At 67.5% G+C, this 19,873-nt stretch carries 26 protein-coding genes; 23 read left to right on the plus strand and 3 right to left on the minus strand.

The genetic code is table 11. The features are described 5' to 3' along the window. Window positions 1-3: 3 nt before the first annotated feature. Together ACUTAG_RS18130 and sctW are read right to left on the minus strand one after the other, a co-directional pair. Window positions 4-384, minus strand: coding sequence for a hypothetical protein (locus tag ACUTAG_RS18130; RefSeq protein WP_148317551.1), 381 nt, complete (start codon window positions 382-384; stop codon window positions 4-6). Continuing rightward, the gene (sctW, locus tag ACUTAG_RS18135; protein ID WP_148317549.1) at window positions 381-1,481 is read right to left on the minus strand and encodes a type III secretion system gatekeeper subunit SctW; all 1,101 of its coding nucleotides are present in this window, start codon (window positions 1,479-1,481) and stop codon (window positions 381-383) included. The genes ACUTAG_RS18130 and sctW overlap by 4 nt, the downstream gene beginning before the upstream one ends. A 226-nt stretch (window positions 1,482-1,707) precedes the next feature. Here sctW and ACUTAG_RS18140 point away from each other — a divergent pair, with 226 nt between their 5' ends. The 23 genes from ACUTAG_RS18140 to sctC all read left to right on the plus strand — a co-directional run bounded on the left by ACUTAG_RS18140 (window position 1,708) and on the right by sctC (window position 19,103). Continuing rightward, window positions 1,708-2,448 (plus strand): hypothetical protein, encoded by a 741-nt coding sequence (locus ACUTAG_RS18140; protein ID WP_242610385.1) that lies wholly within the window; start codon window positions 1,708-1,710, stop codon window positions 2,446-2,448. A gap of 105 nt (window positions 2,449-2,553) precedes the next feature. Continuing rightward, window positions 2,554-3,273, plus strand: a complete 720-nt coding sequence (locus tag ACUTAG_RS18145) for a hypothetical protein (protein WP_070780654.1) — start codon at window positions 2,554-2,556, stop codon at window positions 3,271-3,273. A gap of 84 nt (window positions 3,274-3,357) precedes the next feature. Continuing rightward, a complete protein-coding gene (locus tag ACUTAG_RS18150; protein ID WP_047993380.1) occupies window positions 3,358-3,954 on the plus strand; it encodes a hypothetical protein in 597 nt (198 codons plus the stop codon). A gap of 35 nt (window positions 3,955-3,989) precedes the next feature. Beyond that, window positions 3,990-4,301, plus strand: coding sequence for a hypothetical protein (locus ACUTAG_RS18155; protein ID WP_047993381.1), 312 nt, complete (start codon window positions 3,990-3,992; stop codon window positions 4,299-4,301). A gap of 22 nt (window positions 4,302-4,323) precedes the next feature. Then, window positions 4,324-4,827, plus strand: coding sequence for a SycD/LcrH family type III secretion system chaperone (locus ACUTAG_RS18160; RefSeq protein ID WP_053074847.1), 504 nt, complete (start codon window positions 4,324-4,326; stop codon window positions 4,825-4,827). A 1-nt stretch (window position 4,828) separates the two neighbouring features. Next, window positions 4,829-5,650 (plus strand): type III secretion system translocon subunit SctB, encoded by an 822-nt coding sequence (gene sctB / locus ACUTAG_RS18165; RefSeq protein ID WP_054446620.1) that lies wholly within the window; start codon window positions 4,829-4,831, stop codon window positions 5,648-5,650. 25 nt (window positions 5,651-5,675) lie between these two features. After that, window positions 5,676-6,953, plus strand: coding sequence for a type III secretion system translocon subunit SctE (gene sctE, locus ACUTAG_RS18170; protein ID WP_110059815.1), 1,278 nt, complete (start codon window positions 5,676-5,678; stop codon window positions 6,951-6,953). Window positions 6,954-6,979: 26 nt separating this feature from the next. Continuing rightward, window positions 6,980-7,459, plus strand: a complete 480-nt coding sequence (locus tag ACUTAG_RS18175) for a SycD/LcrH family type III secretion system chaperone (protein WP_269474960.1) — start codon at window positions 6,980-6,982, stop codon at window positions 7,457-7,459. Between the two features lie 69 nt (window positions 7,460-7,528). Then, the gene (locus ACUTAG_RS18180; protein ID WP_227740002.1) at window positions 7,529-7,924 is read left to right on the plus strand and encodes a hypothetical protein; all 396 of its coding nucleotides are present in this window, start codon (window positions 7,529-7,531) and stop codon (window positions 7,922-7,924) included. Further along, window positions 7,905-8,348, plus strand: a complete 444-nt coding sequence (sctI, locus tag ACUTAG_RS18185; RefSeq protein ID WP_223821552.1) for a type III secretion system inner rod subunit SctI — start codon at window positions 7,905-7,907, stop codon at window positions 8,346-8,348. Before ACUTAG_RS18180 ends, sctI begins: the two co-directional genes overlap by 20 nt. Beyond that, window positions 8,348-9,193, plus strand: coding sequence for a type III secretion system inner membrane ring lipoprotein SctJ (sctJ, locus tag ACUTAG_RS18190; RefSeq protein WP_240294559.1), 846 nt, complete (start codon window positions 8,348-8,350; stop codon window positions 9,191-9,193). The genes sctI and sctJ overlap by 1 nt, the downstream gene beginning before the upstream one ends. Before the next feature lie 2 nt (window positions 9,194-9,195). Further along, the gene (locus ACUTAG_RS18195; RefSeq protein WP_054448755.1) at window positions 9,196-9,852 is read left to right on the plus strand and encodes a SctK family type III secretion system sorting platform protein; all 657 of its coding nucleotides are present in this window, start codon (window positions 9,196-9,198) and stop codon (window positions 9,850-9,852) included. Then, window positions 9,822-10,472: an HrpE/YscL family type III secretion apparatus protein gene (locus ACUTAG_RS18200; protein ID WP_054448756.1), complete on the plus strand. Its 651-nt coding sequence runs from the start codon at window positions 9,822-9,824 to the stop codon at window positions 10,470-10,472. Before ACUTAG_RS18195 ends, ACUTAG_RS18200 begins: the two co-directional genes overlap by 31 nt. Window positions 10,473-10,474: 2 nt before the next feature. After that, complete coding sequence (gene sctN, locus ACUTAG_RS18205; RefSeq protein ID WP_020925211.1) at window positions 10,475-11,806, plus strand: type III secretion system ATPase SctN; 1,332 nt, start codon at window positions 10,475-10,477, stop codon at window positions 11,804-11,806. Continuing rightward, window positions 11,803-12,309: a type III secretion protein gene (locus ACUTAG_RS18210; protein ID WP_148317546.1), complete on the plus strand. Its 507-nt coding sequence runs from the start codon at window positions 11,803-11,805 to the stop codon at window positions 12,307-12,309. Before sctN ends, ACUTAG_RS18210 begins: the two co-directional genes overlap by 4 nt. Continuing rightward, a complete protein-coding gene (locus ACUTAG_RS18215; protein ID WP_020925209.1) occupies window positions 12,306-12,866 on the plus strand; it encodes a hypothetical protein in 561 nt (186 codons plus the stop codon). Before ACUTAG_RS18210 ends, ACUTAG_RS18215 begins: the two co-directional genes overlap by 4 nt. Before the next feature lie 12 nt (window positions 12,867-12,878). After that, window positions 12,879-13,958, plus strand: a complete 1,080-nt coding sequence (gene sctQ, locus ACUTAG_RS18220; protein ID WP_058665277.1) for a type III secretion system cytoplasmic ring protein SctQ — start codon at window positions 12,879-12,881, stop codon at window positions 13,956-13,958. Next, the gene (gene sctR, locus ACUTAG_RS18225; RefSeq protein WP_058665276.1) at window positions 13,955-14,623 is read left to right on the plus strand and encodes a type III secretion system export apparatus subunit SctR; all 669 of its coding nucleotides are present in this window, start codon (window positions 13,955-13,957) and stop codon (window positions 14,621-14,623) included. Before sctQ ends, sctR begins: the two co-directional genes overlap by 4 nt. Before the next feature lie 7 nt (window positions 14,624-14,630). Next, the gene (gene sctS, locus ACUTAG_RS18230) at window positions 14,631-14,897 is read left to right on the plus strand and encodes a type III secretion system export apparatus subunit SctS (RefSeq protein ID WP_008163300.1); all 267 of its coding nucleotides are present in this window, start codon (window positions 14,631-14,633) and stop codon (window positions 14,895-14,897) included. A gap of 15 nt (window positions 14,898-14,912) precedes the next feature. Next, the gene (sctT, locus tag ACUTAG_RS18235; protein WP_047993389.1) at window positions 14,913-15,713 is read left to right on the plus strand and encodes a type III secretion system export apparatus subunit SctT; all 801 of its coding nucleotides are present in this window, start codon (window positions 14,913-14,915) and stop codon (window positions 15,711-15,713) included. Beyond that, a complete protein-coding gene (gene sctU, locus ACUTAG_RS18240) occupies window positions 15,710-16,768 on the plus strand; it encodes a type III secretion system export apparatus subunit SctU (RefSeq protein ID WP_045953356.1) in 1,059 nt (352 codons plus the stop codon). The genes sctT and sctU overlap by 4 nt, the downstream gene beginning before the upstream one ends. Beyond that, window positions 16,765-17,163, plus strand: a complete 399-nt coding sequence (locus ACUTAG_RS18245) for a CesT family type III secretion system chaperone (RefSeq protein WP_020925204.1) — start codon at window positions 16,765-16,767, stop codon at window positions 17,161-17,163. Before sctU ends, ACUTAG_RS18245 begins: the two co-directional genes overlap by 4 nt. A 47-nt stretch (window positions 17,164-17,210) precedes the next feature. Further along, the gene (gene sctC / locus ACUTAG_RS18250; protein WP_049051217.1) at window positions 17,211-19,103 is read left to right on the plus strand and encodes a type III secretion system outer membrane ring subunit SctC; all 1,893 of its coding nucleotides are present in this window, start codon (window positions 17,211-17,213) and stop codon (window positions 19,101-19,103) included. 73 nt (window positions 19,104-19,176) lie between these two features. Here the strand turns inward: sctC and ACUTAG_RS18255 are convergent, their stop codons facing one another. Then, complete coding sequence (locus ACUTAG_RS18255) at window positions 19,177-19,743, minus strand: RNA polymerase sigma factor (protein WP_020925202.1); 567 nt, start codon at window positions 19,741-19,743, stop codon at window positions 19,177-19,179. Window positions 19,744-19,873 lie beyond the last annotated feature (130 nt).

Raw genomic sequence — 19,873 nt, forward strand, 5'->3', positions numbered from 1 at the left:
GGGTCAGTCGGTGCGCGTGTCGTCGAGCCAGCGCGCAAGCTGCTCCACCGTACGCCGCAGCGCCGGCGCGTCGGCCTGTGCCGCGGGCAACCGGGCCAGCGCCAGCAGCCGCGGGATACCGTCCTGGTCGCGCAGGGCAGCCTGCACCGCCAGGCCCTCCAGGCGCGAATGGTGGGCCCGCCGCCAGGCGCGCTGCAGGCGCTGCGCGGCGTCGTAAGGCACCGGTTCCGAGACATAGACCAGCACTTCGTCGCCGATGGGCTCGATGGCAAGGCGGCGTCCCGAATCCAGTTGCAGGGCCAGGTTGCCGCGCGCGCCCAGCTCCAGCCGCTCCAGGCCGATGCTTTCACCGAATGCCCCCAGGGCGCCATCCAGGCCATTCATTCGTATTCCTCGTCGATGGCCGCATCCAGGGCCAGTTGCGCCGCGCCCAGGACGGATTGGCGCGCGTCGGCGTCCGGGTACATCGGCACGGGCAGGTCCTTGAGCACGGCGCGCACCCCGCCCAGGAATGCGATGCGCGCCGCCACGCTGTCGACGCCGTGGCTCGCGGCCAGCGCCGCGAAGCGGGATTCGGAAATCCACTTCTCGTTGCTGATATTGACCAGATCCTGCATCAGGCGGTCGGCCGCCAGCGGCTTGCCGTGTTCATGCGCCATTTTTTCGCCCAGTTCGCCGCAGCCGTCCAGCACCGTGACCGCCACGCCGAGCTGGTACAGGTCCTGCATGAGGGCCTGCAGCCGGTCGGGGCTGGTGGACGGGCGGGCGGCGGCCAGGTCCTGGCCCAGGGCCTGGATCAGTTGCTGCAGGCCGCGGCCCACGTCCTTGCCGCCGAATTGTTCCAGCGCCAGCGACAGGGTTCTGGCCAGCGAGGCCTCCCCCAGCACCACATCCTGGTAGGTGCGCTGGAAATCAGCCACGCCGCGCGCGTCGTCGGCATAGCCGGCCGCCGCCCCGACGGTGTTCAGGCTGGCGCGTATCTGCGGGCCGCTTTCCAGTTCGAGATCGGCCAGGGCTTCGCGCAGTCTGTCCAGGATTTCTTCGGATGCGCCCTGCTGTTCACCTTGCCGCAGCGCGTATTGCAGGCCCAGGTACTGGCGGGCCGCATCGCCGAACGCCCGGGCGGCGCCCTGGCGCGGATCGGTCTGGCCGGTCAGCAGGTGGCGGGCCAGTTCCACCAGTTTTTCCTGGGCGTCGGCGTCATGCGATTCGGCCAGGTAGGCCATGATCGCCTCGGCGCCGAGCAGCTGCTGCGCGGGGTCCCGGCCAATCCTGCGTTCGGCGTGATGCTTGTCCTCGGTCTTCTCGGCCATGTGCAGGCTGAGTTCCTCGGCCGAATCCGCCAGCGAGATCTCGCCCTCCACCGTCACGACGGCCTGGCCCAGCATCGTGCCGACCTGCTGCTGGCCGTGCTGGACGTCGGCATGCGAGCTCGTGGATGAGAAGGCGGAGGCGGGCAGGCCGGCGTCGATACGGTTCATGGGGGCGCGAGGAAAGGCGGCCGGAGGCCGCGCACAGTCAGGGGTAGTAACGGTTGGGCTGGAAAAGTTCCATCTACTTTGCATGGAACCAAGGTCCGGCGGCCGTTACGTACAAGGGCAGGCCGCGGATTCCCCGGAATCCGGATGAGCCGCGAGAAATTTCAGGGTTAACCCGTGCCGTCCGATTGCCGCGTGGTGACCGGGAGGGGCGATCAAGGAGAAAGGAATGTCTACGGTTTCCGGAATGGGAGTAGGGGGTGTTGCGGGCATGGATCTGGCCAGCATGGATCTGGCCAGCATGGATCTGGAGACCGCGCTGATGGCGGTGCAGACCCAGCGCTCGCAGATGCTGGAGGACGCCTTGCGCCAGCAGCTCGATTCGGTCAATGGGCGCAATGCGCAGATGGCCGGCCTGAACGAGGCCATGAACGCCAAGAACGCTGAAAGCCTGAAGCTGGAATCGTCCAACGTGACGCTGCAGGGCCAGATCGATCAGCTCAAGGACCTGCAGGGGCGGCTGTCGGCCAGCAAGTGTCCCAACCCCGAGGGATGGTACGGATTGTCCTGGGGGCAGGGTGACGACAAGGCGCTTTCGCACGCCACGCTGGACCAGATCAAGGCGGCAGGACTGACGATCCCGACTGGCGACGACGCGCCCCGTGATGTTGATCGCAACGGGACCATGGATGCGAAGGGACGGGTGGTGCAGGGTTTCGTCGATCAGCTCGGCGCCAAGATTTCGGCGCTCGAGGCCCAGGTCGCCAACAACGCCAAGGCCATCGATGCCAATAGACAGGCGGTCAACGAGATCAAGAGCTCGCTCGACAACCTGAGCAATACCCAGCAGATGGAAATGTTGCGGCTGCAAGGGCTGACCGGCAAGCGCAACGAGGCCTTCGACGTGATGACCAACTTCATCAAGAAGATGCAGGAGAGCAGGTCGTCGATCATAGGCAACATGCGCTGATGAAATAAACGGGGGCGGATTATGGCCAGACCGGTCAACGGCAGTCAGCCCAGCCTGGGAGGCGTGGGCCTGGAAAGTTCCAGTGGCGTTCGTGGCGCCGACCTGGTGGGCGCCGACCAGGACACCGCGATGCTCAGTGTGCAGGGCGAGCGTGGGCGCCTGCTCGACAAGCAGATCGAGACGCAGATCCGGGAATTGCGGGCGCTTAACCGGCGCCTGGAGCTGCTCAACATCGTGCAGGCCGGCCTGAAAGCGGTACAGGCGCAGTTCAATGCGAGCGCCAAGTACGACAAGGAATGGGATGACGCCAGTGGTGGCTGGAGTTTCCGCTTGGCTGACCGCATCAATCGGGCGGCGGCCGAGGCGGGCATCAACCTGGGCTTCGCCGCCGACAGCAATACCTGGCGCCTGTTCGGCCACATGGGCGACATGAAGGACTTTGCCCGCGCCTATTTGCCCTCCGGGCAGGCCGACCTGCTGGCACAGTGGCGCGACAAGGGCGACCTGCGGGGCCAGTTGCTGGCCGCGCAACTGGTTGACCGGATGGCCGGCCGTGATGGCTTCATGGCGCCCGACTACCCCGGGCAAACCCTTAACCGCTGCCCTGGCGGCATTCGCTACGACTCGGAATACGGTGAATTGCGCAAGGCCGTGACCCGGGTCCAGGGCGCGATCGATGAGGCTTCGAATCTGCAGCAGGACCAGATGCTGCGGTTGCAGGCACTGATGAATCGCCGCAACGAGTCCGCCGACATGCTGACCAATTACATCAGGAAGATGCAGGACAGCCGGATGGCGATTTCCGAAAAGATTCGTGGAACCTGACGCCGGATTCCGTTACTTACGCTGCATAGTCGGTCAACCGCAACATCGAAACCAGGCGATCCGCCCGGACCAGGAGTCTCTCTCATGAGCGTGAACATGAACCCCGCCGGCGTTGGCGCCATCAACATAACCGATATCTCCGGCATGGATATCGAGACTGCCCTGATTATGGTACAGAGCGAGCGCACCAAGCTGCTGGACAGCCAGCTCAAAAGTCAGATCGAGGAAGTGCAGAAGCGCAACGAGCTGACCGGCGCGCTGAACGACATGCAGGCCAAGCTGAACGGCATGAAGGCCACGCTGGAGTCCAAGGACGCCAAGCCGGGGGACAAGGTAAGCGAAGGCGCTGGCACGCCCACCAACAAGACGCTGGCCACCGAATACGCCACGCAGGCGTTCAAGCTGGGCATGGATCCGGCGCCTGTGACGGCCACCCCGATCAAGGATGCCGCGGGTAACGTCGTTGGCGCCAATGTGACCGGCATGCCGACCCGCGAAGGTCTGGAGAAGGCGATCCCGGATCTCAAGAGCAAGCTCGATTCCGCCAGCAATAGCCAGCAGATGGACATGCTGCGCTTGCAGAGCCTGTCGAACAAGCGCAATGAAGCCTTCGACACTATGACCAACTTCATCAAGAAGATGCAGGACAGCCGTTCGTCGATCATCGGCAACATGCGCTGAGCCCCTCCCACCTGCCCGCAATCCGGAGAACGGCAATGGCCGACACCCAATATCAGAACATTCAGGACCTCATCGAACGCGCCGAAGCCGCCGTGCGCGAGGCCCAGCGGTCCCTCGAATCATCCGACGACAACCTGCGCAAGTTCGGGTTGGATCCGGACAAGGTGCGCGCCACGTTGCTGGCGCAGCCGATGGACGAGCGCCAGCGCCAGCAGGCCGAGGCGCTGTTCCGTCAGGACATGGAGGCGGTCGACCGCGAAGTCGAGCAGGAAGCCGCCTACGCCCGCCAGCGCAGCACGCCGCGCGCCTCGGGCGCGCCTGTCAAGCGTCCGCGCACGATGGTCTGATCCTGACGCCAGGGAGCCCGCCATGAATACCGCCACCCAGGCGCCGATGACCGGCGCGGAGTATGCAGCGTTGCACGACCAGATCGTCGATCAGATGGCCCGGGGCGGCAGTCTGCGGCAGCTCAAGAGTATGACCGCCGACGAATGCGAGGCGCTCTACGCGCTGGGCTACGGCTTGTATGAAAAGGGGCGCTACGCCGATGCCCTCAAGGTGCTGGCCTATCTGGTGACTTTGGACCACACGGAGCATCGCTATCTGATGGCTCTGGGCGCCACCGCGCAGGCCATGGGCAAGCATGCCGACGCGCTGCAGCAGTACATGGCCGCGACGCTGCTCGATCCGCTAGAACCGGCGCCCGTGTTCCATGCGGCGCAATGCCTGCTGGAAATGGGCCAACCCGCCGCGGCCCTGCAATCGTGCGACCTGGCGTTGGCCATGTGCAAACCGGATCGCCACGCCGCGCTGGCCGAGCGTGCGCGCGGCTTGCGTGATCTGCTGGCGGCGCGTGGCGCCAAGGAGAATTGAGATGATCAACGTTAACACCCCGGGCGCCATCAACCCGACGCTGCTCGATCCGCTGGCCGGCGTCGAAGGCGCCAAGTCGGCGGTTCCCGGTTACACCGCACTGGACGCCGCTCAGTTCGTTGGCAAGGGGGGCGGGGCCGACAAGCTGGCCGCGCTGGGCCTGCCGCCACCCGTGAGCGGGGCCTTTGCCGGCGCCACCGATGCACTGAACAAACTGATGAGCAATGCCGACACCGATATGTACGCCGTGATGGCGTTGCTGCAGAAGATCTCGCAGGAACAGCGCAATGCCGCCCGTGCCGATCGCGCCGCGTCGTTGGACGCGCAGACGCAGTCGTTGCTGGCCGCGGCCGACAAGATCAAGGAAGCGGCCGAGGAGCGTTTCAAGGGCGCTCTCGCGCAGGGCATCAGCCAGATCGTCGGCGGCGTGATGCAGGCCGGCGTCGGTGCCGGTGGCGTGGCCGCCATGGGCGCCTCGGCCCGCATGACCACCACCTCCAGCCCGCTGACCGCGCAGCAAACCGTGACGCAAGCGCGCCTGGATGGCTTTGCCAGTAATTCCTCCGGCATCGGCCAGGGCTTGAGCGGCATGGCCGGTGGAATCGGCGGCATCGTCCAGGCGGCCTACGACCGCAAGGCGGGCGAGGCCGACGCGGTCAGGGCCCAGCTGGAGGCCCAGGCCAAGGTGGCCGAGTCGGGGGCGCAGCATGCCAATGACATGATGCAGCAGATGATGGACATCATCCGCGACATCCGCGAAAAGCTCGGTGCGATCGAGCAGAGCCGTAGCGAGACCAATCGCGGCATCGCCCGCAACCTCTGAGTCCGCCACAAGAGGAGCCGACACCATGGACATCCGCCCTTCGACCGGCAACGCCGGATTGACGCCGACGCCGGATGCGTCCGGCGCTGGAGCCGCCGGCGCGGCGGCCGAGGCTGTGCTGCGTGCGGCCAGCGGCTTGGACCTGGCCGCACTGGCATCGCAGTGGGCATCCAGCGTCGCGCAAGCTCGCAGCGGCGGCGACGGCGTGACCAACGCCAACGGCAAGCCTGCCATCACACCACCGAGCCGCGAGTTCTCGGCCGCCGAAATGGTGGACTTGTTGCGGGCCCTGCAGGGCAAGACACAGGATGCGCAGTTGCGCAGCGCCAAGGAAAACATCGAAAACAACCGCATCGAGCAGGCCAAGAACAACGAGGAGCAGGCGCGCAAGGTCGACGAATGGATCCAGAAGAGCAAGGAAGCTGAAAAGGGTGGCATCCTGGGCAAGATCTTCGGCTGGATCGGCGCCATCGTGGCCGCAATCGCCGCGGCGCTGATGGTGGTGGCGGCGGTGGCGGCCACGGCCGTCACGGGCGGTGCGGCGGGTCCGGTCATGGTGACGCTGGCGGCCATCGCGGTGGCGGGTGCGGTCAGCCTGCTGGCCAATCAGATATCGGCAGAATGTGGCGGCCCCGAAATCAGCATCAGCAATCTGATCACCCAGGCTGTGAGCAAGTTGCTGCAGGCTTTTGGCGTGGAGCCGGATCTGGCGGAGAAGATCGGCAATATCGTCGCCGGCGCCTCGATGCTGATGACTGGCGCAATCCTTATCGAACCCGGCGCGCTGGGCAAGATGGCCGGCGCCATCGCGGTGGTCGCTGGGGCCGATCCGCAGACCGCGGGCTATATCGCGATGGCGGTCGGCCTTGCCGCGACGATCACGGTCGGGGTGGTGATGGCGGTGGCCTCGTTCGGCGCCGGGGCGATATCGGCCGGGGCCAACGCGGCCGCCAATGTCGGCTCGCAAACGGCGCGCACCGTGGCCGACAGCGTCAAGACTGCCGGCCAGGTGGCCTCGGGCGCGGCAGCGGTGGCCAAGGGCGCGGGTCAAGTCATTACCGGCGCCGAAACCATCAAGTCGGCGCAGGCGCAGGAGGCGGCCGACAAGGTGCTGGCCGACAAGAAGGCGCTCGAGGCGCTGTTGGTCAAGCTGCAGGCCTCAATGGAGGAAGACCGCGAGAAGATCAAGAGTGTGATGCAGGCCATGGACGAGTCGATGCAGATGGTCAGCAAGATGATCAATGCGGCGGCCGAGAGCATGAGCCAGGTCACCGCCAATATCGGCAAGCGCGCCATGGTCTGACTGGCGTCAATATCGGAGAAAACCAAGTGTCCCAATTCTCATCCGCGGCGTCGCGCAGCCCCTTCGGGCAGCAACTTTATGACGGTTTGGCGGCATTGCCGGGCAGCCAGCGGCTCACCGCCGACCAACTCGAAGTGATCTACGCCATGGCCTATGCGCACGTGGCGCAGGCCCAGTATGCCCAGGCATTGCCGCTGTTCGCCTTTCTGTCGCAGTACGGCCCCACCCGCAAGCATTACCTGGCCGGCCTGGCCCTGTGCCTGCAGATGCAGGCGCGCTACGAAGAAGCGATCCGGATCCATTCATTGATCGGCGTTCTGTATCCGCTGGCGCCGGAGGCGACGCTGCGCGTGGCGGAGTGCCAGTTGGCTCTGGAGCAGGCCGAGGAAGCACGAGAATCGTTGCAGCTCGTGATGGCCGTCGCTCAGGGTGACGACAGCTATGCCCAATTGGGGGCGCGGGCGGCAAGCCTGCTGGCACTGACCGGAAAAGGAGTCTCCTCGTGAGACGCAAACGCCATGATCGATAGGGGGGGTGCAGGCACCGCAACGGCCGTCTCGGATGAGACGGCTTTTGTGCTTGATGCGGACGATGCCCGCATCCTGGCCGAAGTAGGGTTTCTGGCCGCCGGCCGCGGCGACGTGGCGCATGCCGATTCCATCTTCCTGGCGTTGCGCGCCTTGCGGCCGGGCCGAGCTTACCCCTGGCTGGGATTGGCTGTGGCGCGGCTGAATGCGGATAGCGCGGACGAGGCGGTACGGCTGCTTGAGCAGGGCGAGGTCAGCGCGCCCGGCGAGCGCGCACTGTTGACGGCCTGGCGCGGCCTGGCCCTGCAACTGGCTGGCCGCAAAGCCGAAAGCACGCGCCTGTTGCGGGCCTGCGCGCAAGGCGGAGAGGGCGACGAGGGCGCCGCACTGGCGCGTTCGCTGCTGGGATTGCAGAACGAATTGAATGACGACAGATCTAGGTAGGGGAACCATGGAGATCACCGCGCTTTCCGCCGTAATGGCGCCCGTGCTGGACACGGTCAAGACCACGCCGTCCGAACTGGTCACGGAACGCTTTGCCCAATTGATGGCTGCGCCCGAAGCCGGAACGCCCGCGCTTACCGGCCTGCAGGCCGCGCTGCAAACCGCCTTCGCGCCCGCTGTAGACGCAGCCCCGGCCACGCTCGGCAACCAGATCCTGGCCAGCCTGCGCAGCACCACGACGGAGTATTCGGAGAAGTGGCAGAACATCTCGGGCCGCCTGGACGCGATGTCGTCCGCGCCGGCCATCGCCGACATGCTGCGGCTGCAGGCCGACCTGGTGCAGGTGTCGGTGCAGTACGAACTGGTCGGAAAGGCCGTCTCGCGCACCACCCAGAACATCGATTCGCTCGTCAGGATGTCCTAATGCAAGCTGTTCCAATGCCGTCTTCTTTCGCCGTCGATGGCCGCGCCCATGCCGGACCGCTGTCGCGCCTGCGCTGGCTGCTGCTGGGCCTGGCATTGCTCCTGGCCGCCTGCGGCGCCCGCGTGGAGCTGTTTTCCGCCGCCAACGAGAGCGAGGCCAACGAGGTGCTGTCGGTGCTGCTGGATGCCGGGATAGCGGCGCAGAAGGCCACCACCAAGACCGGCGTGGCGGTGTCGGTCGACGGGCAGCAGGTGGCCCGCGCGCTCGACATCCTGCGTTCCCGCGGCCTGCCGCGGGAACGCTTCGACGGCATGGGACAGATTTTCCGCAAGGAAGGACTGGTGTCGTCGCCCCTGGAGGAACGCGCCCGCTACATTTATGCGCTGTCGCAGGAGCTGACCAACACGCTGTCGCAGATGGATGGCGTGCTGGCCGCCAGGGTGCATGTGGTCTTGCCGGAGCGTGGCGGCGTGGGCGAGAACACCACGCCGTCCACCGCCGCGGTGTTCATCAAGCACCAGACCGGCTACAACCTGGATGCGTTGCAGCCGCAGATCCGCAAGCTGGTCACCCACGCGATTCCGGGGCTGACGGAAGACCGGGTCTCGATCGCCCTGGTGTCGGCGCAGCCGGCCGCGGCGGCATCGGCTGTCGCCGGCGGTAGCCGTCACGTCCTGGGCATCGAGGTCGGCGAGGGATCGTCGGCCACGCTGATAGCCTGGATGACGGCGCTGGTCCTGCTGGTGCTGTGCCTGGCTGGCGCCCTGGGCTACCTGCTGTGGCGCCACGGCATGCCGGGCCGCGTCCGGCCCGAGCGCCGCGAACCCGTGACCGAGGCGCGCTAGCGATGGTCGCGGCATCGACGCTGCTGGATCGCAGGTTGGTCGAGTTCAACCAACTGCCCAGTCGCACCCTGCATCCCAGCCGGCACGCCGCGTATGCGCCGCGCCCGGCATTGGCGCTGGTGGCCGCCGCGCCCGCCCTGGCGCCGGCGTGGCACCGGCACTGGTCGCGCGAGATCCTCGAGACGCTGGGCTTGCGGCAGCGCCCCGTGACCGATCCGGACCATCCGGAGCTGGCGCTGGCCTTGCTGGCGCCGGACGCGATGATGCGATGCGCGCGCCAGTTGGGGGCGGTGCTGTGCGGCCCGCGCCTGCGCCGCGCCATCGCCGGCGACGAGGTGCGCGCGCTCATCGCCGACCTGGGCGGGGACCTGCTCGCGTTCTCGCGCCGCACCGCCGCCAGCCTGCATGGCGGCCTGGCCGACAGCGTCGCCTGGACCGTGGCCGACACCACCGCCGCGATCGACTCGCTGGGACTGGGTGCGCTGCGCGCCGCCTGGAGCGGCGCCGGCCCCGAACTGGCGCGCCGCGCCGAATTGAAACTGCCCGACGTGGCCACGCCTGCGCCACCCCTGCCGGCGCCGCAGGCCCTGACGCTGGGCTTGTCGCTCCTGAAGCAAACGGATCCCACATGGCTTTCCTCATTCCCCGCGATCCGCTGACGCCGCGCAGCGCGGACACCGACGCCGCGGGCCGCATCGATCCGGCCGCGCGCGTGCTGCGGGCGGCCGAGCTGCTGGCCTGGGCCGACGCGGAGCGGCTGTTGGCGCATGCGCGGGCGCAGGCGGACGCGATCATCAGCGGCACCCAGGCGGCCTTCGAGGCGGAACGCCAGCGCGGCTACGATGAGGGCCACGAGGCGGCGCTGCTGGACCAGGCCGAGAAAATGATCGAGACCGTGGGTCGCACGGTGGATTATTTCGCTGGCGTCGAAAACGAGATGGTCGAGCTGGTGATGTCGGCGGTGCGCAAGGTGGTCGACGGCTTTGACGATCGAGAGAAGGTGATGGTGGTGGTGCGCAATGCCCTGGCCGTCGTGCGCAACCAGAAGCAGATGACGCTGCGCCTGAATCCGGCGGAAGTCGATACGGTGCGCGAACAGATCAACGACCTGCTGGCGGCCTATCCCGGCGTGGGCTATCTCGACATCCTGGCCGATGGCCGGCTGGCGCGTGGCTCCTGCATCCTGGAAAGCGAGATCGGCATGGTCGAAGCCAGTCTGGAAGGGCAGATCCAGGCCTTGCGCCAGGCCTTTCAGCGCACCCTGGGCAGCCGCGTATAGCCATGCGTCAGTTCGACTACATCTCCGAGATGATGGCGCTGGCGCTCCAGGACACGCCGACGCTGCGTATCAAGGGCCGTGTCACGCAGGTGATCGGCACCATCATCAAGGCCGTGGTGCCGTCGGTGAAGGTGGGCGAGGTCTGCATCCTGCGCAACCCGGGCGAGAATTTCGAGATGAAGGGCGAGGTGGTGGGATTCGCGCGCGACGCGGCGCTGCTCACGCCGATCGGCGACATGTATGGCATCTCCACCGCCACCGAAGTCATCCCCACCGGCCGTGCCCACATGGTGCCCGTCGGCCCGGGCCTGCTGGGCCGGGTGCTGGACGGGCTGGGCCGGCCGCTGGACGAAGCCGAGCGCGGGCCGCTGGAGGCCAGCAAGTTCTATCCCGTGTTCGCGGAGGCGCCGGACCCGCTCAAGCGCCGCATCATTTCACAGCCGCTGGAACTGGGGGTACGCGCCCTGGACAGCGTGCTGACCTGCGGCGAAGGCCAGCGCATGGGCATTTTCGCGGCCGCCGGCGGCGGCAAATCGACGCTGATGGGCATGCTGGTCAAGGGCGCGGCGGTGGACGTGACCGTGGTCGCCCTGATCGGCGAACGCGGCCGCGAGGTGCGGGAATTCCTGGAACACGAACTGGGCCGCGAGGGCCGGCGCAAGAGCGTGATCGTCTGCGCCACCAGCGACAAGTCGTCGATGGAGCGGGCCAAGGCTGCTTATGTAGCCACCGCCATTGCCGAATACTTCCGCGACCAGGGCAAGCGTGTGCTGTTCCTGATGGATTCCGTGACCCGGTTCGCCCGGGCGCAACGCGAAATCGGCCTGGCAGCCGGCGAGCCGCCGACCCGGCGGGGTTATCCGCCGTCGGTGTTCGCCACGCTGCCCAAGCTGATGGAGCGCGCCGGCATGAACGAGCATGGCTCCATCACCGCGCTGTACACGGTGCTGGTGGAGGGCGACGACATGACCGAGCCCATCGCCGACGAGACCCGCTCCATCCTCGACGGCCACATCGTGCTGTCGCGCAAGCTGGGCGCGGCCAATCACTATCCGGCGATCGACGTGCTGGCCTCCGCCAGCCGCGTCATGAACGCGGTCATCACGCCGGAGCACAAGCGCGCCGCCGGCCGGCTGCGCGAGCTGATGGCCAAGTACCAGGAAGTCGAATTGCTGGTCAAGATCGGCGAGTACAAGCGCGGCGGCGACGCGGTCACCGACGAGGCCATCGACAAGATCGGCGCGATCAACCAGTTCCTGCGGCAGCGCACCGACGAACGCGCCACGCTGCCCGAGGCGCTGGCGCAGATGACCGGCATCGTGGGGGCGGCATGAGCGTGTTCGACGAGCTGCTCGCGATCAAGCGCTTTCGCGAAGGCCAGGCCGAGATCGCGGTGTCGCGCCAGCGCCTGCGGCACGCCGAGGCCGATGCCGCGCGCCTGGCGTCGGAGCAGGCGCTGGCCGATTTCCGCGACGAATCCGAGCGGCGCGAGCGCGCCATGTACCGCGACCTGTGCAGCCGCGTGGTGCGGGTGCGGGAGATCGAGAACGTGCTGCAGGGCGTGGCCGGCCTGCGCGAAGGCGAACGCCAGCGAGAACAGGCCTTGGAGCAGGCGGCGCAGCGCCTGGGCGACGAGGCCCGGGCGCTGGCCGAGCGGCGCGATCAGCACCAGCAGGCGGTGCGCCTGACGGGCAAGTTCGTGGAGCTGGCCAGCCTCCATCTGGCCGAGCACCTGAAGGCGCTGGAGCACAAGGAAGACATGGAAATGGAAGAGGCCGCGTCGCTGTCCCGCGATCGCGAGGATTGGGAACAGCACGAGGAGTACGAGCCGGCATGAGCATCGACCGCCGCATCGGCCTGGATACCGCGATCACCCACGGCTCGGGCCTGGCCCAGTCGGATGCCCAGACGTCCGGACGCCAGGCCAGCGACGCCGATCGGCGCGCATTCGAGCAGGCCATGGCGCAAGGCGGCGACGAATCGAGCCCGGCGCCGTCCGCGGCGCCCACGCCGTTTTCGCTGTTCGGGGCCGCCGGCGCGCAGGCCGTTGTGCCCGCCGACGCGCCGTCCCGGGCACTGGCCGAGGCCCTGCTGGGCGGCGCCGAGCAGTTGCTGGTGGCCGACGGCAGCCAGGGCCGGCGCCAGGTGCGCGTGGAGTTGAAAGACGAGGTGTTGCCGGGCGTGAGCGTGTCGGTCTACGAAGCGGAAGGACGCGTCGTCGCCGATTTCGTCTGCGCCAACGAGACCTCGCGTGAACGCCTGGCCACTCTGGCGCGGCCGCTGGCCGAGCAGCTGGCCGAGAACCTGGGCCGGCCGACGCGCGTGCGCGTCGGCACCGATGACCCGGAAGACCCCTGCCTGACGGAGACCGACGCCGATGCGCCGCTCCGTTGATCCCTGGAACCCATGACCGCAAGTACGCTTTCCCCCTCGTCCTCGCTCCCGCTGCCGCGCCTGTCCGGCAACGAGGCCCGCGCCCGTTCGCTGATCGCGCGCCATGGCGCCGACCTGACGGTCACGCTGGCGCCACTGGCCGGCAGTGACGCCGAACCCGCGCGCTGGCGCCTGGGCTTCACGCCCGGGGCGCCCGACGCCGTGCAGCGCTCGGCCACGCTGTCGGCCGACCTGGAATGGGCCGGCGCGCGGCTGCGCCTGGGCCTGCCGGCCGGCGCGGCCCAGGCCTGGCTGGCGGCTCGCTGGCCCGACCTGGATGCGGGCGAGCTGCCTCCCGCCCTGGTGTCGGCCGCCATCGAAACGCTGCTGGCCGAGGTGGTCGCTGCCCTGGGCGAAACTTCCCCAGGCGGCCCGCTGCGGGTGGTCGCCCGCGACGCGCCGGCGGCGGCGCTGGCGCATGCCTGGACGCTCGCCGCGCGCCACCCTGCCAGCGGCGAGACGATTTACGCCACGTTGGCCGCGGACGGCCTTGGCCTGATGCTGTTGGCGGGTTTGATCGGCCGCGCCGCGCCGGCAGCCAACGAAATCGATGCCGACGCCGTGCCGGTGCGCATCGCCGCCTGCCTGGGCTGGACCGAGCTGGACGCGGCGCAACTGCGCAGCCTGGCGCCCCGCGACACGGTGTTCCTCGATCACTGCCTGGTGTCGCCCGAGGGCGAACTGTGGCTGGGCGCCGGCGCCCAGGGGCTGCGCGTGCGCCGCCAGGATTCTTCATACCTCGTTACCCAAGGCTGGACTTCCCTCATGACCGAGACGCCGCAATCGCCGCAGGATGCCGACGCGGGCGCCCAGACGCCGCTCGATATCGACGCCATCCCCGTCCGACTGACTTTCGAACTGGGCGAGCGCCAGATCACCCTGGGAGAGCTGCGCCAACTGCAGCCCGGCGAGACCTTCGATCTGGCGCGGCCGCTGGCCGAGGGGCCGGTGCTGGTGCGCGCCAACGGCGCGCTGGTCGGCAGCGGTGAATTGGTCGAGATCGACGGCCGCATCGGCGTCACGCTGCATCGCCTGGGCAAGGCGGGCGCATGAACGGCGCGGATCCGATCAGCCTGGCGGTTGTCCTGGCGCTGCTGGCGCTGGTGCCGCTGGCCGCCGTCATGACCACCTCGTTCCTGAAGATCGCGGTGGTGCTGACGCTGGTGCGCAACGCCCTGGGCGTGCAGCAGGTGCCGCCCAACATGGCGCTGTACGGGTTGGCGCTGATCCTGTCCGCGTATGTCATGGGGCCCGTGGTGATGCAGATCGGTGATGAGCTGCGCGCGCCGCCGGCCGTGGTGGCGCCTGGCACGCCCGAGCCGGACCGGCTCGAAGGCATTCTCGAGGCGGTGGCGCGCGGCGCCGAGCCGATGCGCGCCTTCATGCTCAAGAACAGCCGCGCGGAGCAGCGCGATTTCTTCCTGCGCACCGCGCGCGGACTGTGGGGCGAGCAGCAGGCCCGCAACCTGAAGGAAGACGACCTGCTGGTGCTGATTCCGTCGTTCCTGCTGTCGGAACTGACCGCCGCTTTCCAGATTGGCTTCCTGCTCTACCTGCCGTTCGTCATCATCGACCTGATCGTCTCCAACATCCTGCTGGCGATGGGCATGATGATGGTGTCGCCAGTCACGATTTCCATGCCCCTGAAGCTGTTCCTGTTCGTCATGGTCGACGGCTGGACGCGGCTGATCCAGGGTCTGGTGCTGTCCTATACCTGAGGCCGCCATGGGAACCGTCGACCTCGTTTCGTACATGACGCAGGCGCTCTACCTGGTGCTGTGGCTGTCCCTGCCGCCGATCGCCGTGGCGGCGATCGTGGGCACACTGTTCTCGCTGTTCCAGGCGCTGACGCAGATCCAGGAACAGACGCTGTCGTTCGCCGTCAAGCTGATCGCGGTGTTCGCCACCATCATGCTGACGGCGCGCTGGCTCAGCGCCGAGCTGTACAACTTCACGATCTCCGTGTTCGACCTCTTCTACAAGATCCACTAGGAGCGGCGCGCAACCATGACCTCGGGCATCAACTTCGTCGAAGCGAAAGTCTTCCTGGGCACGCTGGCGCTGACGCAGCCGCGGATCCTGGCGTTGTGCGCGATGTTGCCCCTGTTCAACCGCCAGCTGCTGCCCGGCATGCTGCGCTACGCCCTGTGCGCGGCCATCGGCCTGGTGCTGGTGCCAGCCTTGGCGCCGCGCTACGCCGTGATCGACCTGGACGCGGTCGAGCTGGTGCTGCTGGTGGCCAAGGAAGTCTTCATCGGCCTGGTGATGGGCTTTCTCGTGGCGATCCCGTTCTGGATCTTCGAGGCGGTGGGCTTCGTGGTCGACAACCAGCGCGGCGCCAGCCTGGGCGCCACCATCAACCCGGCCACGGGCAACGACTCGTCGCCGCTCGGGATCCTGTTCAACCAGGCCTTCATGGTGTTCTTCCTGGTGGGCGGCGGCTTCATGCTGATGCTGACGATGCTGTACGACAGCTTCCGCCTGTGGGACCTGTGGGACTGGGCGCCCACGCTGCGCCGCGAAAGCGTGCCGCTGATGCTGGACCAGCTGGGCCGCTTCCTGCGGCTGACGCTGCTGTTCGCCGCGCCGGCCATCATCTCCATGTTCCTGGCCGAAGTGGGGCTGGCGCTGGTCAGCCGCTTCGCGCCGCAGTTGCAGGTGTTCTTCCTGGCGATGCCGATCAAGAGCGCGCTGGCGTTGCTGGTGATGGTGCTCTACATGAGCACGCTGTTCGAGTATGCCGCCGAGGCCACGGGCCAGATCGGTTCGGCCCTGCCGTTCCTGGACAACCAATGGCGGGCGCCATGAGCGGCGAAAAGACCGAACAGCCCACCCAAAAGAAACTGCGCGACGCGCGCCAGAAAGGCGATGTCGCGCACAGCAAGGACTTCACCCAGACACTGCTGGTGCTGGCGTTGTTCGGCTACCTGCTGGGCAACGCCCATGGCATCGTCGAGGCGCTGGGGCGGCTGGTCCTGATCCCGTCCACGCTGGTGGGACAGTCTTTCGAACAAGCGCTGCCAATCGCGCTGGACGCGGCCCTGCGCGAAGCGGTCTACCTGGTGCTGCCGTTCGTGCTGATCGTGCTGGTGGTGGGCATGTTCTCCGAATTCCTGCAGGTGGGCGTGGTGCTGGCGTTCGAGAAGCTGAAGCCGTCGGCCAAGAAGCTCAACGTGATGAGCAACCTGAAGAACATCTTCTCGAAGAAGAACCTCGTGGAACTGCTCAAGTCCATCATCAAGATCGCCTTCCTGTCGGTGCTGGTGACGCTGGTGGTGCGTGACGCGCTGCCGGAATTGATGGCGGTGCCGCACAGCGGCCTGGCCGGCCTGGAAGCGGGCGTGGGCGGCATGATGCGCGCGCTGATCGTGAACATCGCCGTGGCCTATGTGGTGATTTCCCTGGCCGATTTCGTCTGGCAGCGCATGCAGTACCGCAAGGGGCTGATGATGAGCAAGGAAGACATCAAGCAGGAATTCAAGGAGATGGAGGGCGATCCCCACATCAAGCACAAGCGCAAGCACCTGCACCAGGAAATGGTGATGCACGGCGCGGTTGCCAGCACGCGCAAGGCCTCGGTGCTGGTGACCAACCCCACCCACCTGGCGGTGGCCATCTACTACGAGCCCGACGAGACGCCGCTGCCGGTGGTGCTGGCCAAGGGCGAGGGCGCGCTGGCCGAGCAGATGATGCGGGCGGCGCGCGAAGCCGGTGTGCCGGTGATGCAGAACATTCCCCTGGCGCGCGCGTTGATGGCGTCCGCGCTGCCAGACCAATACATTCCCAGTGAACTGATCGAGCCGGTCGCCGAAGTCCTGCGCCTCGTCAGGAAGCTGGCCGGCAATGCGGACGATCCGACATGAACGCACCCCAGCATCCCCTGATTGCCGCCTATGCGGCGCGCCATGGCCTGGCGCCGTCGACACGCGCCGACGGCCGCATCACCGTGGTGATCGACGACACCTACCGCGTCCACCTGCAGCCGGCGCGTGACGGCTGGCTGGCCATGTCCGCCCGCCTTTGCGCCTTGCCGGCCGGCGACGCCGACCGTGACCGGCTGGTGACGGAAATCGGCAAGCTGGCCGCGGGCATGCTGGCAAGGCATGCGGCCACCTGCGTGGTGGATCCGCAGGGGCGGGCGCTGTGGCTGCAGCAGTCCTTGCAGCCGGGCAGCGGGGAGCTGGCGCTGGACGAAGCCATGGGCGCGTTCGCCAATGCGCTTTCCTTTTGGGCCGGCGCCGCGCGGCGGCTGGCATGAACACGCGTGACGGGCATTCCGCCCGAGGAGAAAGAGTGTTGAAGCGGATGATTCTGGCGACCGCGTTGTCGCTGGGCCTGGCGGCCGGCGCGCAAGCCGCGCCGAACTGGCCCAACGTGCCCTACAGCTACTATGCCCGCGACGAGAACCTGCAGACGTTGCTGCGTGAATTCGCCGGGGGCTTCAGCCTGTCGCTGCAGATCGGCCCCAATGTCACGGGCACGGTCAATGGCAAATTCAACGCCAATACGCCGACCGAGTTCATGGACCGGCTGGGCGGGGTGTACGGCTTCAACTGGTTTGTCTACGCGGGCACGTTGTTCGTCAGCCGCACCAACGACATGAAAACGCGCTCGGTCAGCGCCATGGGCAGTTCCATCAGCGCCTTGCGCCAGGCCTTGCAGCAGCTGGGTGTGCTGGACCCGCGCTTTGGCTGGGGCGAATTGCCCGACCAGGGCATTGCACTGGTGTCGGGCCCTCCGGGCTACGTGGACCTGGTGGAACGCACCGTGGCCGCGCTGCCGATGGGCGCCGGCGGCCAGCAGGTGGCGGTGTTCCGGCTCAAGCATGCTTCGGTCAACGACCGCACCATCAGCTACCGCGACCAGAAGGTGGTGACGCCCGGCCTGTCGACCGTGCTGCGCAACCTGATCACCGGCGGCGGGGGCGGCGCCAATAACGAAACCCTGGCCGCGATCGCGGCGCCGTTGCGCGACAATCCGCCGGCGTTCCCGCAGGTGGCTGGCGACGGCGCCGCGGCGCCGGCCGGGCCGGCGGGCAATCAGCCTGCCGCGCCTGCCAGCACGGGCAAGTCGGGCCTGCGCCTGCGCGAGCCCACGGTGCAGGCCGATGCGCGCCTGAACGCCATCATCGTGCAGGATATCCCGGACCGCATTCCCATCTACCGCAGCCTGATCGAGCAGCTCGACCTGCCCAGCACGCTGGTCGAGATCGAGGCCATGATCGTGGACGTCAACTCCGACCTGGTCAGCGAACTGGGCGTGACCTGGGGCGCGCGCGCCGGCTCCACCACCTTCGGCTATGGCAACCTGGGCCTCGGCCCCAGCGGCGGCCTGCCGCTGGAAAGCGGCGCCGCCCTGTCGCCCGGCACCATCGGCGTGAGCGTCGGCAACACCCTGGCGGCGCGCCTGCGCGCGCTGCAGACTAAGGGACAGGCCAACATCCTGTCGCAGCCGTCGATCCTGACCGCCGACAATCTCGGCGCCATGATCGACCTGTCCGACACCTTCTATATCCAGACGCGCGGCGAGCGCGTGGCGACCGTGACACCGGTGACCGTGGGCACCTCATTGCGCGTGACGCCGCGCCATATCGAATCGAAGAACGGCGCGCGGGTCGAGCTGACGGTCGACATCGAAGACGGCCGCATCCAGGAAGAGCGCCAGATCGACAATCTGCCTACCGTCCGAAAGAGCAACATCAGCACCCTGGCCATCGTCGGCAACGACCAGACCCTGCTGATCGGCGGCTACAACAGCAGCCAGAATTCGGAGCAGGTCGACAAGGTGCCGATCCTGGGCGACATTCCGGGCCTGGGATTGCTGTTCTCCAACAAGTCCAAGACCGTGCAGCGGCGCGAACGCCTGTTCCTGATCCGGCCGAAGGTGGTCGCGATCAACGGCGAAGTGGTCGCCACGCCCGGCGCCGCGGGCACCGGCCCCATGCTCAACGCCACATGGGGAGGAGACGGGCGCATGACGGCGGGGCAGTATCTCGACCTGGCGCAAAGCCAGCGCACGCGCATCGTCTTCGGACCGAATGTGGAGTTGCGTCGCAGCAGCGGCCCGGTGCGGGCCTCCGAATGGCTCGATGGCACGCCTAGCGCCGCGCCGGTGCTGGAAGGCAAGTCCAACGCGCAGCAGGGGCCGGTGATCCAGGTCGAGCCGGTGGCGGCGCCGGGGACGGGCAGGGCGCCCTAGTGTGCTGTCCCGCAGATACGGCACGGCACATTAGCGGACAAGCCGCGAAGGGGGCGGCCTGGGCCGCCGCGGCTCAGGCGTCGAGCCGCAAGCCCTTCTGTGCCAGCTTGTCGCGCAGCGCGGCGCGTGCGCGCGACAGGCGGCTGCGCACGGTACCCACCGGCACCGTCAGCAGGGCGGCCGCGTCCTCGTACGAGATTTCGTCGATGCCCACCATCAGCAGGATGTCGCGCATGTTTTCCGGGAGTTCTTCCAGCGACTCCTGCAGCAGGGCCAGGGTCTGGTTCTGTTCCGCCACGCGGTCCGGAGACAGGTCGTCAGCGGCATGGTCGGCCAGCACGCTGTCGCTGACGAAGTCGTGGCGCCGCTCCGGCGCGCGCGAGAGGTGGTTGCGCACCAGGTTGAGCGCGATGCCGTACAGCCAGGAGGACAGTTGCGATTCGCCGCGGAAGCTGCGGTACGAACGGGCCGCTTCGACGAAGGCCTGCTGGGCCAGGTCTTCGGCCTCGCTGCTGTTGCCGATGTGCTTGACGATGAAGCGTTGCAGCCGGGTGGCGTGTTCCCGCACCAGGTCGCGCAGCAGGTATTCCTCGCCCGTGTCCCATCCCTGCCCTTCGCCGTCAGGGCGAATGGGAGGCAAATCCGCTTCCGGGGAAGCGGTTGTGCAATCGCTCGGATTGGTCATGGGTTGGGAAAAGAAACGTGTATTAAGCTACAAGTTACTACCGGCATGGCGCGAATTATCGCAGCTTACCTCTGTCACAATATTT

Source organism: Achromobacter sp. CSND-B12 (assembly GCF_052906545.1).

Bases quoted from the DNA above. Each gene is read 5' to 3' on its own strand.
- ACUTAG_RS18130 (WP_148317551.1), bottom strand. From the start codon at position 384: ATGAATGGCCTGGATGGCGCCCTGGGGGCATTCGGTGAAAGCATCGGC.
- sctW (WP_148317549.1), bottom strand. From the start codon at position 1,481: ATGAACCGTATCGACGCCGGCCTGCCCGCCTCCGCCTTCTCATCCACG.
- ACUTAG_RS18140 (WP_242610385.1), top strand. From the start codon at position 1,708: ATGTCTACGGTTTCCGGAATGGGAGTAGGGGGTGTTGCGGGCATGGAT.
- ACUTAG_RS18150 (WP_047993380.1), top strand. From the start codon at position 3,358: ATGAGCGTGAACATGAACCCCGCCGGCGTTGGCGCCATCAACATAACC.
- ACUTAG_RS18155 (WP_047993381.1), top strand. From the start codon at position 3,990: ATGGCCGACACCCAATATCAGAACATTCAGGACCTCATCGAACGCGCC.
- ACUTAG_RS18160 (WP_053074847.1), top strand. From the start codon at position 4,324: ATGAATACCGCCACCCAGGCGCCGATGACCGGCGCGGAGTATGCAGCG.
- sctB (WP_054446620.1), top strand. From the start codon at position 4,829: ATGATCAACGTTAACACCCCGGGCGCCATCAACCCGACGCTGCTCGAT.
- sctE (WP_110059815.1), top strand. From the start codon at position 5,676: ATGGACATCCGCCCTTCGACCGGCAACGCCGGATTGACGCCGACGCCG.
- sctI (WP_223821552.1), top strand. From the start codon at position 7,905: ATGACGACAGATCTAGGTAGGGGAACCATGGAGATCACCGCGCTTTCC.
- sctJ (WP_240294559.1), top strand. From the start codon at position 8,348: ATGCAAGCTGTTCCAATGCCGTCTTCTTTCGCCGTCGATGGCCGCGCC.
- ACUTAG_RS18195 (WP_054448755.1), top strand. From the start codon at position 9,196: ATGGTCGCGGCATCGACGCTGCTGGATCGCAGGTTGGTCGAGTTCAAC.
- ACUTAG_RS18200 (WP_054448756.1), top strand. From the start codon at position 9,822: ATGGCTTTCCTCATTCCCCGCGATCCGCTGACGCCGCGCAGCGCGGAC.
- sctN (WP_020925211.1), top strand. From the start codon at position 10,475: ATGCGTCAGTTCGACTACATCTCCGAGATGATGGCGCTGGCGCTCCAG.
- ACUTAG_RS18210 (WP_148317546.1), top strand. From the start codon at position 11,803: ATGAGCGTGTTCGACGAGCTGCTCGCGATCAAGCGCTTTCGCGAAGGC.
- ACUTAG_RS18215 (WP_020925209.1), top strand. From the start codon at position 12,306: ATGAGCATCGACCGCCGCATCGGCCTGGATACCGCGATCACCCACGGC.
- sctQ (WP_058665277.1), top strand. From the start codon at position 12,879: ATGACCGCAAGTACGCTTTCCCCCTCGTCCTCGCTCCCGCTGCCGCGC.
- sctR (WP_058665276.1), top strand. From the start codon at position 13,955: ATGAACGGCGCGGATCCGATCAGCCTGGCGGTTGTCCTGGCGCTGCTG.
- sctS (WP_008163300.1), top strand. From the start codon at position 14,631: ATGGGAACCGTCGACCTCGTTTCGTACATGACGCAGGCGCTCTACCTG.
- sctT (WP_047993389.1), top strand. From the start codon at position 14,913: ATGACCTCGGGCATCAACTTCGTCGAAGCGAAAGTCTTCCTGGGCACG.
- sctU (WP_045953356.1), top strand. From the start codon at position 15,710: ATGAGCGGCGAAAAGACCGAACAGCCCACCCAAAAGAAACTGCGCGAC.
- ACUTAG_RS18245 (WP_020925204.1), top strand. From the start codon at position 16,765: ATGAACGCACCCCAGCATCCCCTGATTGCCGCCTATGCGGCGCGCCAT.
- sctC (WP_049051217.1), top strand. From the start codon at position 17,211: ATGATTCTGGCGACCGCGTTGTCGCTGGGCCTGGCGGCCGGCGCGCAA.